Below are 12,924 nucleotides of genomic sequence, written 5' to 3' on the forward strand. Positions count from 1 at the left end.
TGTAGCGTCAAGTTGCTGACATTCGTCTCAAGACTGACAGTCTGCGCTGCTATCGTCCGACACGACGTTGCGCCTCGAACAGTTGTCCCATCGTCCCTCAATACGCGGGACGCGCGTTAATGTGGGGCATTCAACTCGGCATCGTTCAGCGCGGTGATCGAGGAAGCGCTGCTTGGCGTCATGGGGCGATCGCCGCTGCAATCGCGGCAGCCAGGAGAGCTAAGGAACGGCGGGATCAGGTGCGTGATGCTCTCCGCCGACATCATGCAGCCGTGCGCCAACTGTTGCTGATCGCCAGCGACGATCTCATTGTTGGCTTCCTCAATCGCAATGACCTCAAGACCGGCAACGGCAATCGCGTACCCGCGAGCGCGTCACATCAATGCGCTCGGAACTACCACATCCCGGTGTTTAAGCCTGCCGATGGCGGAGTAGTGTGGTCGCCGCCGGGTCGTGTCGCCGTTGGTCTGCTTCACCGGCAGAGATTGTACTCGTGGAGCCAACAAAGCGCCTGTCGCGCGCCGCCCAGTTCCTCGACCTTGTCGAACACCAGCTTGATCGCTTCCTGGACACGCCGATCCGGGTCTTTCTCATAACGGTCGCCGGCCTTCACGAAGCCGACGGGCGCCGCCACAACCAACTCGCCGCGGCGCGCCTTCTCATAGCGGGCCGAGAGCGAGCGCTGCCGCAACAGATCCGGCTCGTACTCGTTGAGGCTGCCCTTGAGCCCGAGCAGCAGGCGGTCGTTGCCGTGCCTTGGCGCGTAGATGGTCGCCTGATCGACCAGAACCGGTATCGACCACGCGGCACATCTCGATGAGTTGCTGCCAATCCCGGCTGTTGCGAGCGAAGCGCGAGACCTCGCGGGCGCAAATCGCACCACCTTACCAAGGCAAACCTCCGCTACCATTCGTTCGAAGCCGGCGCGTTGTACGCCGCCGGCGTCCGACCCCGCCGTCACCTACGATCGGCGACGCGATCAATGCCGGTTATTTTTATTTGGAAGTTCGGTGCCTGGGGTGCGACACCAATCAGACCGTGGCGCTCGACATCATCAGGCGTGCGAAGACCACGCCGGTGCATGAGCTAGATGTGGTCTTTCAGGAGGTTGTCCATCTGGTCCGAACCGAGGAAGCTGAGGTTGCGAAGCTTCAGTGTTCCACGGACAGACCAGATGAACAGCCACAAGAATGCTCTCCTGACACCGAAAGGTCGAGAGGCCAAGGTGCGGTGTGTGGAGGCGGGACTGAGCAATGCACGCCGCCGCGCCCCAGTTCAACACCACGCCGAAGATGGTGGCAAAATGGGTCGAACGGCCGCACAATCTGCGCAACGTTCTGGCCGCGCTTGCATCGATGTCGGCGTGCCGCAGCTTAGCCCTCAGCATATGCCGGCTCCAGAACACCAGCACATATATCGAGCAGCGTAATAGCCTTTGAAGAAGCCTCCCTCCTGATGCCCGTGTACGGGTGGGGGCGTCGAGATCGAGGATGATCTGCGGCGGGATCACTTGGGCGACTCCAGGAACAGCTTCAGGGGCGTCCCACCACTCCAGACTGATCTGCACTACGCTCTGTCGTTATCAGGGCATTCCTTGAACCACCACAACACGCCTTGCCGAATCGCGCCCCGATGCGCCTCAACAATGTGAGAAATGCACGCTGCGCTCAGGAGAGGCCCCTGCGGCACCCGCTGAGCTGTGCGTCATAAACGGAACGCTGCCATTGTAGCTCAGCGCTCGCTTGCAGGCAGCAGACCGATCAGCGCTTTAGCCTCGGACTTCAGAACTACAATCGCAGCCTTCCGAGCATCTGCATCAAAGCGAGTCCGAATGGCGGAGACCGAGAGGGCGCCGCGCAATTGACCATGAACGTCGATCACAGGCACAGCTGCGGCCGCGACCTCAGGGTCCCGCTCGCCGATCGAGACGTAGAAGCCACGATCTCTGACCTTCTTTCCATCGGCTGATGCAGAATCGCGGTAGGCGGTAAGAACACGGCCGGCAGCGCCGCGGTCAATCGGCAATCGCTGACCCTCTTCGAGGTGATGCCGGACCGAACGCGGAGAATTGACGCGATAAAGGCAGATGCGCTCGTCGCCCTCCGCAATGTAGAAGGATGCGGTCTCTCCGGTTGCCTCGACCAGACGATGGAGCGAGGGTCTGATCAGGTCACCGAGGTCGAGCCCGCGCTGATAGAGCGCCCCAAGGCGCCATAGCTCCGGTCCGGGTCGAAATAGCCGGTCCGTACCCCGCACCAGGAAGCCATCCGCCTCCAGAGATGCGGCAAGGCGAAGGACTGTGCTCTTGTAGAGGTCAGTCGCATGCGCAATCTCTGTCAGCGTCATCGCGGCGCGTTCCGGGTCGAACGCCTTAAGGATTGCCAGTGCCCGCGCGACCGCATCAACCCCTGTTCTTACCATCGATACCTCTGGTTCTGCTGTGCAGAACCAATAGTCAGAATGACGCCAAGAGTCCAGCCAGTTAGCACGACCGCCATTCTGCACATCAGAATAGGATTGACTCCTCGTGAGACGCGAGCTACGCGGTTCCAGACGTCAGAATAAGTTCTATGGAGTGAAACAAATGGGGCGGCCGGGACTTGCCGTGGACTTGCGCGACGTGATGATTCGCTTCGGCGACTTCACGGCCGTCAAAAGCATGAACCTCCAGGTGGCCGAGACTGAATTCGTTGCAGTGGTGGGGCCGACCGGCTGCGGAAAATCGACCATTCTCAACACCGTCACCGGACTGCTGAAGCCCGCCGCCGGCGACGTTCGCATTTTCGGCAAGTCTCTTACGGGCCTGAACGGTCAGTCCGGCTACATGCTTCAACAGGAAGGGCTGCTGCCCTGGAAGACCGCCCAGGACAATGTCGGCCTCGGGCTCGTCTTTCAGGGCAGCTCGATCGCGAAAGCGCGCGAGCAGGCACGGCCCTGGCTCGCCAAGGTCGGATTGAAGGGATTCGAGGAGCGCTATCCGCATCAATTGTCCGGCGGCCAGCGCAAGCGCGTTGCGATGGCACAAACCCTGATCATGGAGCCCAAAATCGTTCTCATGGATGAGCCGTTCTCCGCGCTGGACGTTCACACACGCCGACTCATGCACCGCATCCTGCTCGACCTCTGGCAGGCGGACCGGCGCTCGCTCATCTTCATCACCCATGATCTCGATGAGGCGATCACGCTGGCGGACCGCGTCGTTGTGATGTCTGCCGGTCCCGCCAGCAGCATGGTTGCCGACGTCAGGATCACGCTGCCTCGTCCGCGCGATGTTTCTGCGCTGCAGACCACCGACGAATTCATAGCGCTCTATCGTGAAATCTGGTCGCTGCTCGGCGCCGAAGTGGAGAAAAGCTATGTCACGCAGGGGTAGGGTCGCTCTCACGCAGTTCGCCATCGTCCTTGGCCTGATCCTGATCTGGGAATTGGGCGTGTGGGCCGGACTGATCGATCCCTTCTTCTTTCCGGCACCGTCGACACTTGTCGCAAGGATCGGGCTGTGGATGTCGACGGCGGACTTTTGGACCGATATTGGCATAACATTGCTGGAGACGGTCCTGTCGTTCCTGGCTGGCATCGGGATCGGCACAGCACTTGGTATCTGGCTGGGCTTAAGCCCGTTCGCTGCCGAAGTCGTTCAGCCCTTTATCAAGATGTTCAATGCAATCCCGCGGATCTTGCTTGGACCCATTTTCGTCATCTGGTTCGGATTGGGCCTCACCTCCAAGGTTGCGCTCGGCGTCACGCTGGTTCTATTCGTCGCATTCTTTAACACGTTCCAGGGCGTCCGCGAGGTCAATCCGGTCGTGCTGGCGAATGCCCGCCTGCTGCGTGCATCGAAGTCGTCCCTGCTACGGCACGTCTACCTGCCGTCCGCCACGACCTGGATTCTGTCGAGCCTGCGGGTGTCCGTCGGCATGGCCATGATGGGCGCCGTGGTCGCTGAATATCTCGGCTCGTCCGCAGGATTGGGGCACTTAATTGCGCAGGCCGAAGGCGTCCTCGATGCGACGGGAGTGTTCGCAGGAATTATCGTTCTCTCCGCCTTCGTCGTTGTCCTCGATGCCATTGTCGACTGCGCGGAAAAGCGGCTCCTGGTCTGGCGGCCGGCGCCTGCGCACGAAAGCTGATCGTACGCTCTCCCATCAATCATGGAGGTTCGCATGCACGTTTCCATAAGACTGACGCCAGTCGTGGCGCTGGCCGCATTCTCGGTCATTTTGGCGCATGCCACCGAGCCCGAGAAAACAAAATTGAAGATCGCCGTGGGGTCACAGATCCTCAACTATATGCCTGTCGAACTTGGAGTGAAGCTTGGCTCCTTTAAGGAAGAAGGCCTTGACGTTACCGTCGAGAACTTCCAGGCCGGTGGCTCAAAGGCTCTGCAGGCCCTGATCGGCGGCTCCGTCGACGGGACTATCGGCTTTTACGATCACACCATTCAGATGCAGGCGCAGGGTAAGCAAATTTCCTGCGTGTTCCTGCTGAATGACATTCCCGGCGTCCTGCTCGGTGTCCGCAGCGACCTCGCCGACAAGGTCAGAACCGGCGCCGACCTGAAGGGTCTCAGGCTCGGGATCACGGCGCCGGGGTCATCGACGGAGACTATGGCGCGTTACTACATCAAGAAGTCAGGATTGGGTTCACGCGATGTCAACATCATTGCCGTCGGCAGCGGTGCACCGGGCATGGTGGCGCTTGAGGCCATGAACGTCGATGCCCTGGTCTATTTCGATCCCATCGCGACGCTTCTCGCGCGCAAGAAGAGCGCGACAGCGCTGTTCGATGCGCGCACGATCGAAGGCTCAAAGCAGGCCTTCGGCGGATCCTATCCGACCGCGTGTCTCTACCTTCAGCAGTCTTTCATCGACAAAAATCCCGAAACGGTCCAGCGCCTGGTCAACGCCTTGCTCAAAACTCACCGCTGGATCAACGTAACGCCGACGGAGCAGCTCGTCGATACGATTCCTCCTGGTTACAAGACTGACAATCGCGAGGTGAATATCGAAATCATGAACGCATCGAAAGCGCTCTTCTCGCCAACCGGACAGATGGACATTGAGGCGGCCAAGGTCCCGCTGGCTGTCCTGAGCGACTTTGATCCAAAAATTGCTGCCGCAAAGATCGACCTGAACAAAACCTTCACCAATCGTTTCGCGGAACGCGCCGCACAACAACTGAAATAGCTGCCCGCCGGCCAGCCCTCACCATCGGATCACCTAAAGGAAGGCGTCTTCAGATGTCTCTGCCGCTCACCGGCATCCGCGTCCTGGACCTGTCGAACGTGTTGGCCGGTCCGTTCTGCGGTTATCATCTCGCGCGTCTTGGCGCGGAGGTCATCAAAGTCGAAAATCCGAACGGCGGCGACCTCGCGCGGCGCCTCGGCGCCGATCCGCAAAGGGCAGAGCGCCTGCAGGGCCTCTCTTTTGTCGCGGTGAACGCCGGCAAGCAATCCGTGGCGCTGGACTTGAAGTCGGAATCGGGCCGCGAGGTATTCTTGCGACTCGTCAAGGAAGCCGATGTGGTGCTCGAAAACTTCCGGCCGAAGGTGATGGAACGGCTTAGCCTGGGCTTTGATGTGCTCAGCAGGCAGAACCCGCGTCTCGTCTACTGCGCGATCTCCGGCTTTGGGCAGAGCGGGCCGTGGTCCGCCCGTCCAGCCTATGACCAGATCGTTCAGGGTCTGTCTGGTGCCATGAGCGTCACTGGCGATACGGCCTCGGCTCCCCTGCGCACGGGCTTTCCGATCTCGGATACGATTGCGGGACTGACTGCTGCCTTTGCCATCGCCGCGGCTCTGGTCGACCAGCGGCATAGCGGCCGCGGTCGGTTCATTGACGTGTCCCTGCTCGAAGCCACCGTTGCAGCAATGGGATGGGTCGTCTCCAACCACCTGAACGCTGGTGTCGAGCCGCAACCCATCGGCAACGAGAACTTCACCGCGGCTCCCTCCGGCACGTTCCGCACCGCAACAGGCCCCCTGAACATTTCCGCCAACGAGCAGAAGCAGTACCAAGCCCTATGCGACCTGATTGGCCGACCGGACCTGAAGACGGATCCACGCTTTGCTGGGCGCGAGATGCGCAAGGTCAATCGCGCAGCGCTGAACACGGAGTTGAACAAGGCGTTGAGTTGCAAGCCCGCTGACGAATGGGAGGCCCAAATGAATGTGGCTGGAGTCCCCGCAGGCTGCGTGCTGACGGTCTCGCAAGTTTTGCAGCAGCCACAGCTCCTCGAGCGCGGATTCGTCGAGACTTTGGCCCCAGAACAAGACGGTGCGCAGCCGTTACGAATCACGCGGCCGGGCTTCCGGCTGGATGAGGAGTTTTCGGTGCCTTTACCACCTGCGACGCTCGGAGCAGACACCGAGCGATGGCTGCAGCGGCTCGGCTATTCGTATGCGGAGGTCGAGCAACTGGTCTCAAGCCGGGCCGTCGGGACGCCAAAGCAAGGAGAGGCTGATTTCCTGCCCGTCCGCGTAGCCGCGGACGGACCAATATCATGATATTCGACCGCTTGCGGCGGTTGGCAATCGGCAGGTAGAAGGGGCGGAACCGGAAATGAGCGAAGAAGAATTGCGACAGCAAGCGGCCCGTTGGTGGCGAACCTCCATCTGCGACATCGCGCCCGGTCGCATCGCCTATCGGGGTTATCCAATCGAAGATTTGATCGGCCGGATTTCCTTTCCCGCCATGATCTGGCTGATGTTGCGCGGCGATCTGCCGACGCCAGCGCAGGAGCGGCTGCTGCAAGCTGCGCTGGTCGCGTCCGTTGACCACGGTCCGCACGCGCCCTCCATCGCAATTGCGCAGATGGCGGTGAGCTGCGGGCTGCCCCTGAACGGTGCGATGGCCTCCGCGATCAATACACTCGATGATGTGCACGGCGGAGCAGGGGAGCAGGCGGTCGAACTCTACGAAGATGTGCTGCGGAGGCGCGATGGCCTAGAGATCGGCGAGGCCGCGGCCGCCGCAATCGACCATTTCACCGCAAGGCGCGGCAAATACCTGCCCGGCTTCGGCCACCGGTTTCATCCGGTCGACCCGCGCGCGGCACCGCTATTGGCGCTGGTGGATGGCGCAGGTGCTGAGGGCAGTGTCAGCGGCGACTATGCCAAGGCCGCCCGCGCGATCGAGCGCGTGATGCAGCAGCGCAAGGGCAAACTCATCCCAATGAACATTGATGGCGCGACCGCGGTCATTTATGGCGAGCTCGGCTTCGCGCCTCCGCTGGCGCGCGGCGTCTTCTGCCTGTCGCGCGCGGTCGGAATCCTGGCCCACGCCTGGGAACAGACCAGGCGCAAGGATCGTAACAAGGGACCGATGCCCAAGCAGTTTGGCTACAAATATGAGGGCCAGCCGCGCCGCTCGCTGGGAGGCGCGTCATGATCTATCGACAAGCCGCCTCAGCTGGTTGAGACCCGCGTGTTCTCGTCGATGCCGGCGGAATTTCGTCGCCCTGGTGTTTGACGGCCGGCTCGATTGCCTGATTTCGAACGGGCCAAGCCCGAACGGGCTGGTGCTCAGTCCCGACGAGGCCGTGTTGTTCGTTGCAATGACGCGCGACAACAGCATCTGGCGCGTGCCGCTGATGCGTGACGGTGGGGTTGGGAAGGTGGGACGGTTCAGCTTGTTCTTCGGGATCAGCGGTCCTGACGGGCTGACGATGGATCAAAAAGGGCGGCTCTTTGTCGCGCACGCCTCCCTCGGCCACGTCTTCGTCATGGCGCCGAACGGCGAAACGATCGCCCGCATCAAGTCCTGCGCTGGGGCGACCTGCACGAACCTCGTATTGGAGTCGGCAAACGGCACATTGCTCATTACGGAATCCTCTACCGGATCAGTGTTGATGGCTGATCTCGCTCACTTTCCTTGAACGTTCGCCAGCAGGAGTGACAAGGTGGTGCCGAATCCTTTTACGCGACGGTCCACCGAATCAAGATGCAGGAAGGAGCCCGGTAGGTGATTGGCTTGCCAGTTGCCGAGGCATTGTACTTGGCGACGAATGGATCGCATTTGTGTGCGGTGATCCGAAACTGGCGTCAGTAAGTCGCATTGTGTGGGAAGCACGAAAGAACGACTCGGCCATCGTTTGTAAGGCTGGGTCGGGCTTCGCCCCCAACGGGTCGCCGCCGACCTGGCTCCGCGCCTTTTAGGCGGGCAGGCTTCGGCTCGCGGTCCACGAGCCTTGAGAAGACGATCGTATCGCTTCGCACCATGAAGAACGATTTGATGGCTGATACCCGCCAAGAAGGTCGAAGAGGTAATCCGCTCGCAGTAGGAGTAAGCACCGCATCAGCGTCGAGGTTCTCGATCATCCTCGGCCGCGACGCACGCGTTGGAGCGTTCGTTTTGAGAACCAACAAGCAGCAGGATTTGCTGCTTTGAAAGTCTTTACTGATAAGCCCAGGAGCGCTTTTAACTGTGTGGAGCAGAGGTCGCAGTACTGTCATAGCCTCTTGCGCGCGCGCAATCCTCCAACCCGATATCCCCTCTCCTCGTAGAAACGGCGTACCCGTTGTAAAGCTGGATAGCCATCCGGGGGCAACGCAACCTCGATCATCTGCCAGCCTCGGCGCTTCGCCTCCGAATGTACCGCCTCGAGCAGATGCCGACCGTGGTCAGAGCTTCGGAAGTCGCGAGAAATCCATAGCTCCTGAAGCACACCGTACGCTCCGGCTGCTCTCACGGCCTGTACGGCCGAGGTGGCAGCGACCCCTACAATCTGCCCGGTGGCTTGTTCCTCGATGACAAAAATGAAGCCCTCTTCGGGATCCTGAATCAGGCGCAAAGCAGCCTGCTTCGCGCCTTCAAGGCTGAACTCTGGTCCGAGGCCACCTAATTCAGAAAGTAGCTTTCCGACGGCTTCTGCGATCGCGTTCTCATCTCCTGGCACGTCTTTGCGCAAAGCCGTGCCCCCGTGGGGCAGGCCTTGCGCTTCCGCGCCAACACGAACACCCGTCACGTTAGTCCCTCCAGTCCCTCTTGAGGATATCCATGCTTCAGAAGGATACAGAAAACGCAACTGAGAGCAACTATCAAGCTCGATAGGGAATAGGACGTCCGCACTCGCTATCAGCAACAGAGGTGAGGTAAGTGCAAGCTGTTGCCGTTCTAAGAATCGACTGCGGCTTGACCTGCTGCGAACTCATGATGGACTTCCTTCGATTGGAAAGGAAATCCACGAGACGGCCATTCGCGCGTGGGCAGGCCGGCCATGCCGATCAAACATTTCGTAAGAGTGATTTCCGATCATCACTCACGAGCGACTCGATTCAGTAGATCTTGCGGCATGGTAATCGCCGTGCCATAGGGCGCATCAGCTCGGCGCGTCCGAAGGTGAGATTCCCCACACTCGTGTGCGTCACTCGTACAAAGTTGCGCGAGGCGGGAGAGCTATCATACGCGTGCGCCCGACAAAATCGTCTGAACAACATCGCCAAAGATTTTGCACGCTAATGCACTATCTTAAGCTTACCTCGAAGAATCGAAAGATAATGGCAAGCACAGCTTGTTTTGGACCTTCGCTCCTCGTTTAAGGGACCGTCACGGAACGGGAGTGGTTGCAATGGAGCATGGGCAGGCCGAACTGGTCGGAGGGAAACCTGTAATCTTCGGACAGCGTAAGGTGCGGCCGCGAGCGTGCGTGGCCGTCGGCAAGCGGCATCTGCGCGCCTTTCTTCGGGATGTGCTGGAGGATATGGGGTTTGTTATCAGCGAATGCGGGACTGCTGACGAGCTGCCGCACGTACTCGGCACGGACTTCCCTGATCTGATCCTGCTCGGCATTGGCTCGGATCGCATCGAGCCTGGACGATTGCTCGAGATACTCGTACGCGAAGGATTTGCAGGCGGAGTGCTGGCGTTCGGCGCCCGCGAGTCGATCATCATGACGGCAGTGCAGCAGGTCGGGGGCGAATATGGACTTGCTATGCTGCCGCCGCTGAGGACGCCGTTTGCAGCCGAAACGCTGCGCGATCGGGTCGCCATGCTCTTGCCCAGAGAGCCGGCGCCCCGTCCCGCGGTCCATGTCGGAGAGGCCTTACACGCTGGCTGGCTTGAGCTCTGGTATGAGCCGAAGTTTGACGCGTGTACCCTCAGCCGCCGCGGCGCCGAGGCGCTTGTGCGAATGCGGCACCCGACCTGGGGCGTTGTTCCACCGGCCTATTTCATCCCGGAGGCTCACGATCCGCATTTTAGGGAGTTATCGCAGTTCGTGATCGACCGCGCGATCAAGGATTGGCAGTATCTTCTGGAGCAGCAAACTTCGATCGATCTCTCCATCAATCTCCCGGCAGCATTCCTGATTGACCCGCAAGCGGTACGCGATCTCTGTCAGCGCATGCCGTCGCACCCCGCTTTCGGCGGCTTGACGATTGAAATCGATAGCGAGGAAGCGATCCAGAACCTAGATCTCCTGATCGAGGTCGCGCGTGAGGTTCGCTTTCACAACATCGGCCTTGCAATCGACAATGTCGGCGCCAATTGGCCGCAGCTGATGGGGGTGGAAAAATTCCCGTTCATGAAATTAAAAGTGGACCGGCAGTACGTCGCCGGTTGCGGAAATGGGCCGCTGAAGCGAACGGTGTGCCGCCATATCGTCGATCTAGCCAAAGAGTACAGTGTGCGCACCGTCGCCGCAGGTGTGGAGAGCCACGCCGACCTGATCGCTGTGACCGAACTCGGCTTCGACCTTGCGCAGGGCCATCTGTTCGGAAAGGCCATGCCGCTGAAGCAATTTGCACAGTCATCTTTCAGCCCTGTTCCACTTCGTCCAAAATAGCTGCATGAGAAGTGGCTGAGCACGGCCAGGCAAAGCGTATCAGCGCTCGCCCGCACGCCATGCCTACTCGGCACCAGGCATGCGGCAATTAAATCGGTCGCTTAGCAAAGCCAGTATCGCTCCTCCCGGCGCAACTTTATTTCCCTCCGAAGCGACGCTGAAGCTTGTTGTAGCACAACCCGTTTTGGCACGCCTCCAGCGAGTCAATCCGCGGAGTTAACGTTGCAGCCGTGAGCGAGGCTTGCACAAAACCTCCAGTCAGGGCGTGTGACCGGAGGTTTGCCGAGGTCCGCGTAGACGTGCGTCGGCTCGCGGCTTTTAGTCGCGCCGCCGGTTTGGGAATCGTCGCGCGTCGCTTGCCCCGCGCTGCCGTGCCAGACAAACCAACGGAAGCTCGCAGCGGCCGAGTCGCGACTGCCTCTTGGAGTAGGGCCCGAGAGCTCGCATAGCTTGAAATTGAAGTTGCCCGTTGCTGTCGCAGATGCAACATGGTCTCAGACCCGGGACAGCACAATTGGGCAAATTGCCCATCATTGACCGCGTCTGTGTTTGGCACGGCATTTGAAAGGGATCGCCAATGGCATCGCTCGCCTAAGGAGTCGGAAGGCATGGCTTACAAGATCGTCGCTTCGCAATGCACCGTTTGTGGGGCATGTGAGTTCGAGTGTCCCAACGCGGCGATCAGCCTCAAGCGCGACATTTACGTTGTCGATGCCAAAAAGTGTACGGAGTGCGAGGGCCATTCCGACACGCCGCAATGCGCGGTGGTCTGTCCGGTGCCTGACACCTGTGTCCCGTCTAAGACAGCATAAGCAGCCCGCGTCCAGAAGGCTTCACCGCTCGATTTCGCGAACGAAGTAGTAGATGTCGAGCTTGAGGAGGCCGCCGACCGCGTGGGGCGATCGAGGTCGATCAACATCGTTATGACCTTAAGGCGCTGATCGACTCCGAGAAGCCCTCGAAGGGCTCTGTCAGAGGACACCGTCAAATTTGTCTCGAATAAAGAAGGCCGCCTCGATGCTCCAGTCGCCGCGTCGAGGCTTATCGTCGCTGGCTGACGAGCCAAGGGGAGGTGGAAGGGGCGTCATATCAAGATCGACTTGCAGGATATCTAAAGCTACGTCACGGCCGAAGCCGAAGAGACGGTCTCCTCGCGCGACGAGATCGGTCCGGAGATCCTGAAGACGTACGAGAAGCTCGGCATCCGCTTGCCCGTGGTCACCGTGCACGAGTGCATGGAGCGTAGAGTCATAGCACGATCCCGCCGCGCGCGCTCTCGCCGCTTACTCCAGTTTCGCAAGTCAGCGTGCATCCTGAGGTCCGGAACGGTTCCTGCGGTGTCGCGCAAGCCAACGTCCAGGCTGCACTATTCGCCAAGCGGCGACGGAGACAACGAGGCGCGCGCCAAAGTCGCTCAGCACGTGAGTGCCGGGCTCACCGAGGAGATCATCTTGACCCACGCCACGGAGGCGATCGAGCTCGCGGCTCGTCGTGGGGGCAGGCCGAACACAGGCAGTCCGACCTGATCATTCGTTCGATCCTGGAGCAATCCGGCCTTGGCAATTCCTAAGGAGCTGGCGCTGTCATCAAACGGATGCCGGCCGAGGATGATCGCAACTTCCTCACGGACGAGTTCGAGAAGCTGCTGACGGAAAAGTCCAGGCTTTGTCGCGATCACGCAGATGTCGAAAGCGCCGGGCGCGTTCGTTCTGCTCGCGGAGCTCATCCGACTACGCGAACAGGTTGTTGAGCGGACGCATTCACAAGCGGAGTCTCCACAGATCCACGTGTTTTCACCAGGCCGGGAGTAAGACCGTTGTAGCCTACCTGGTACAGCTCGCAATCGCTTGGGCAATATCGCAGCGACAGCTAGTAGGTTGACCGATCGATCCTCGTGCGCATAATGCCAGCCGTCGTGGTCTCCGGATTTCGTTTGATCCGGAGCTAAGAGGGAAACCGGTGCAATGCCGGCGCTGCCCCCGCAACTGTAAGCGGCGAGCCGCTGTCCAACGAAGTCACTGAAGCCCTGCGGCTTCGGGAAGGCCGGACAGCAGCGACGACCCGCGAGCCAGGAGACCTGCCTCGACAATATATCGTCCACGGGCGGGGTGTCCCGGTGTGCGCCAAGCAGCTGTCGCTCAC

13 protein-coding genes, 1 pseudogene and 1 riboswitch are annotated in these 12,924 nt (G+C 60.3%); of the genes and pseudogenes, 9 read left to right on the forward strand and 5 right to left on the reverse strand.

Features of this window, described 5'->3' with window-relative positions:
* Positions 1-472 precede the first annotated feature (472 nt).
* Positions 473-880, reverse strand: a complete 408-nt coding sequence (locus IVB26_RS05200; RefSeq protein WP_247973403.1) for a recombinase family protein — start codon at positions 878-880, stop codon at positions 473-475.
* 373 nt (positions 881-1,253) lie between these two features.
* Here IVB26_RS05200 and IVB26_RS05205 point away from each other — a divergent pair, with 373 nt between their 5' ends.
* Positions 1,254-1,439 (forward strand): hypothetical protein, encoded by a 186-nt coding sequence (locus IVB26_RS05205; RefSeq protein WP_247973404.1) that lies wholly within the window; start codon positions 1,254-1,256, stop codon positions 1,437-1,439.
* 292 nt (positions 1,440-1,731) lie between these two features.
* On the opposite strand, the gene IVB26_RS05210 is transcribed toward IVB26_RS05205, so the two are convergent.
* Positions 1,732-2,505: an IclR family transcriptional regulator gene (locus IVB26_RS05210; RefSeq protein WP_247970865.1), complete on the reverse strand. Its 774-nt coding sequence runs from the start codon at positions 2,503-2,505 to the stop codon at positions 1,732-1,734.
* Between the two features lie 79 nt (positions 2,506-2,584).
* On the opposite strand from IVB26_RS05210, the gene IVB26_RS05215 reads away from it, so the two are divergent.
* The 6 genes and pseudogenes from IVB26_RS05215 to IVB26_RS05240 all read left to right on the forward strand — a co-directional run.
* Positions 2,585-3,373, forward strand: coding sequence for an ABC transporter ATP-binding protein (locus IVB26_RS05215; protein WP_247970866.1), 789 nt, complete (start codon positions 2,585-2,587; stop codon positions 3,371-3,373).
* The gene (locus IVB26_RS05220; protein ID WP_247973065.1) at positions 3,357-4,130 is read left to right on the forward strand and encodes an ABC transporter permease; all 774 of its coding nucleotides are present in this window, start codon (positions 3,357-3,359) and stop codon (positions 4,128-4,130) included. The genes IVB26_RS05215 and IVB26_RS05220 overlap by 17 nt, the downstream gene beginning before the upstream one ends.
* A 33-nt stretch (positions 4,131-4,163) precedes the next feature.
* Positions 4,164-5,186 (forward strand): ABC transporter substrate-binding protein, encoded by a 1,023-nt coding sequence (locus IVB26_RS05225; RefSeq protein ID WP_247970867.1) that lies wholly within the window; start codon positions 4,164-4,166, stop codon positions 5,184-5,186.
* Positions 5,187-5,239: 53 nt separating this feature from the next.
* Positions 5,240-6,505, forward strand: coding sequence for a CaiB/BaiF CoA transferase family protein (locus IVB26_RS05230; RefSeq protein ID WP_247970868.1), 1,266 nt, complete (start codon positions 5,240-5,242; stop codon positions 6,503-6,505).
* Positions 6,506-6,560: 55 nt separating this feature from the next.
* Positions 6,561-7,388 (forward strand): citryl-CoA lyase, encoded by an 828-nt coding sequence (locus IVB26_RS05235; protein WP_247970869.1) that lies wholly within the window; start codon positions 6,561-6,563, stop codon positions 7,386-7,388.
* Between the two features lie 82 nt (positions 7,389-7,470).
* Positions 7,471-7,875 (forward strand): annotated as a pseudogene (locus IVB26_RS05240) (SMP-30/gluconolactonase/LRE family protein); the annotation flags it as partial.
* Positions 7,876-8,448: 573 nt separating this feature from the next.
* Here IVB26_RS05240 and IVB26_RS05245 read toward each other — a convergent pair.
* Positions 8,449-8,964, reverse strand: a complete 516-nt coding sequence (locus IVB26_RS05245; RefSeq protein WP_247970870.1) for a GNAT family N-acetyltransferase — start codon at positions 8,962-8,964, stop codon at positions 8,449-8,451.
* A gap of 603 nt (positions 8,965-9,567) precedes the next feature.
* Between IVB26_RS05245 and IVB26_RS05250 the strand changes: the two genes are divergently transcribed.
* The gene (locus IVB26_RS05250; RefSeq protein WP_247970871.1) at positions 9,568-10,782 is read left to right on the forward strand and encodes an EAL domain-containing response regulator; all 1,215 of its coding nucleotides are present in this window, start codon (positions 9,568-9,570) and stop codon (positions 10,780-10,782) included.
* Between the two features lie 608 nt (positions 10,783-11,390).
* Positions 11,391-11,594, forward strand: a complete 204-nt coding sequence (locus IVB26_RS05255) for a 4Fe-4S binding protein (protein WP_247970872.1) — start codon at positions 11,391-11,393, stop codon at positions 11,592-11,594.
* A gap of 305 nt (positions 11,595-11,899) precedes the next feature.
* Here the strand turns inward: IVB26_RS05255 and IVB26_RS42985 are convergent, their stop codons facing one another.
* Both IVB26_RS42985 and IVB26_RS05260 read right to left on the reverse strand, forming a co-directional pair.
* A complete protein-coding gene (locus IVB26_RS42985) occupies positions 11,900-12,034 on the reverse strand; it encodes a hypothetical protein (RefSeq protein ID WP_256468918.1) in 135 nt (44 codons plus the stop codon).
* A 162-nt stretch (positions 12,035-12,196) separates the two neighbouring features.
* On the reverse strand, positions 12,197-12,460 hold the full coding sequence (locus tag IVB26_RS05260) for a hypothetical protein (RefSeq protein ID WP_247970873.1): 264 nt from the start codon (positions 12,458-12,460) through the stop codon (positions 12,197-12,199).
* 221 nt (positions 12,461-12,681) lie between these two features.
* A riboswitch (cobalamin riboswitch) is annotated at positions 12,682-12,881 on the forward strand.
* Positions 12,882-12,924: the final 43 nt, after the last annotated feature.

The organism is Bradyrhizobium sp. 195 (assembly GCF_023101665.1).
Taxonomy (GTDB): Bacteria; Pseudomonadota; Alphaproteobacteria; order Rhizobiales; family Xanthobacteraceae; genus Bradyrhizobium.

Excerpts from the sequence above, each read along its gene's own strand:
- IVB26_RS05230 (WP_247970868.1), top strand. The coding sequence starts at position 5,240 with ATGTCTCTGCCGCTCACCGGCATCCGCGTCCTGGACCTGTCGAACGTG.
- IVB26_RS05215 (WP_247970866.1), top strand. The coding sequence starts at position 2,585 with ATGGGGCGGCCGGGACTTGCCGTGGACTTGCGCGACGTGATGATTCGC.
- IVB26_RS05225 (WP_247970867.1), top strand. The coding sequence starts at position 4,164 with ATGCACGTTTCCATAAGACTGACGCCAGTCGTGGCGCTGGCCGCATTC.
- IVB26_RS05220 (WP_247973065.1), top strand. The coding sequence starts at position 3,357 with ATGTCACGCAGGGGTAGGGTCGCTCTCACGCAGTTCGCCATCGTCCTT.
- IVB26_RS05255 (WP_247970872.1), top strand. The coding sequence starts at position 11,391 with ATGGCTTACAAGATCGTCGCTTCGCAATGCACCGTTTGTGGGGCATGT.
- IVB26_RS05250 (WP_247970871.1), top strand. The coding sequence starts at position 9,568 with ATGGAGCATGGGCAGGCCGAACTGGTCGGAGGGAAACCTGTAATCTTC.
- IVB26_RS05205 (WP_247973404.1), top strand. The coding sequence starts at position 1,254 with ATGCACGCCGCCGCGCCCCAGTTCAACACCACGCCGAAGATGGTGGCA.
- IVB26_RS05235 (WP_247970869.1), top strand. The coding sequence starts at position 6,561 with ATGAGCGAAGAAGAATTGCGACAGCAAGCGGCCCGTTGGTGGCGAACC.
- IVB26_RS42985 (WP_256468918.1), bottom strand. The coding sequence starts at position 12,034 with ATGACTCTACGCTCCATGCACTCGTGCACGGTGACCACGGGCAAGCGG.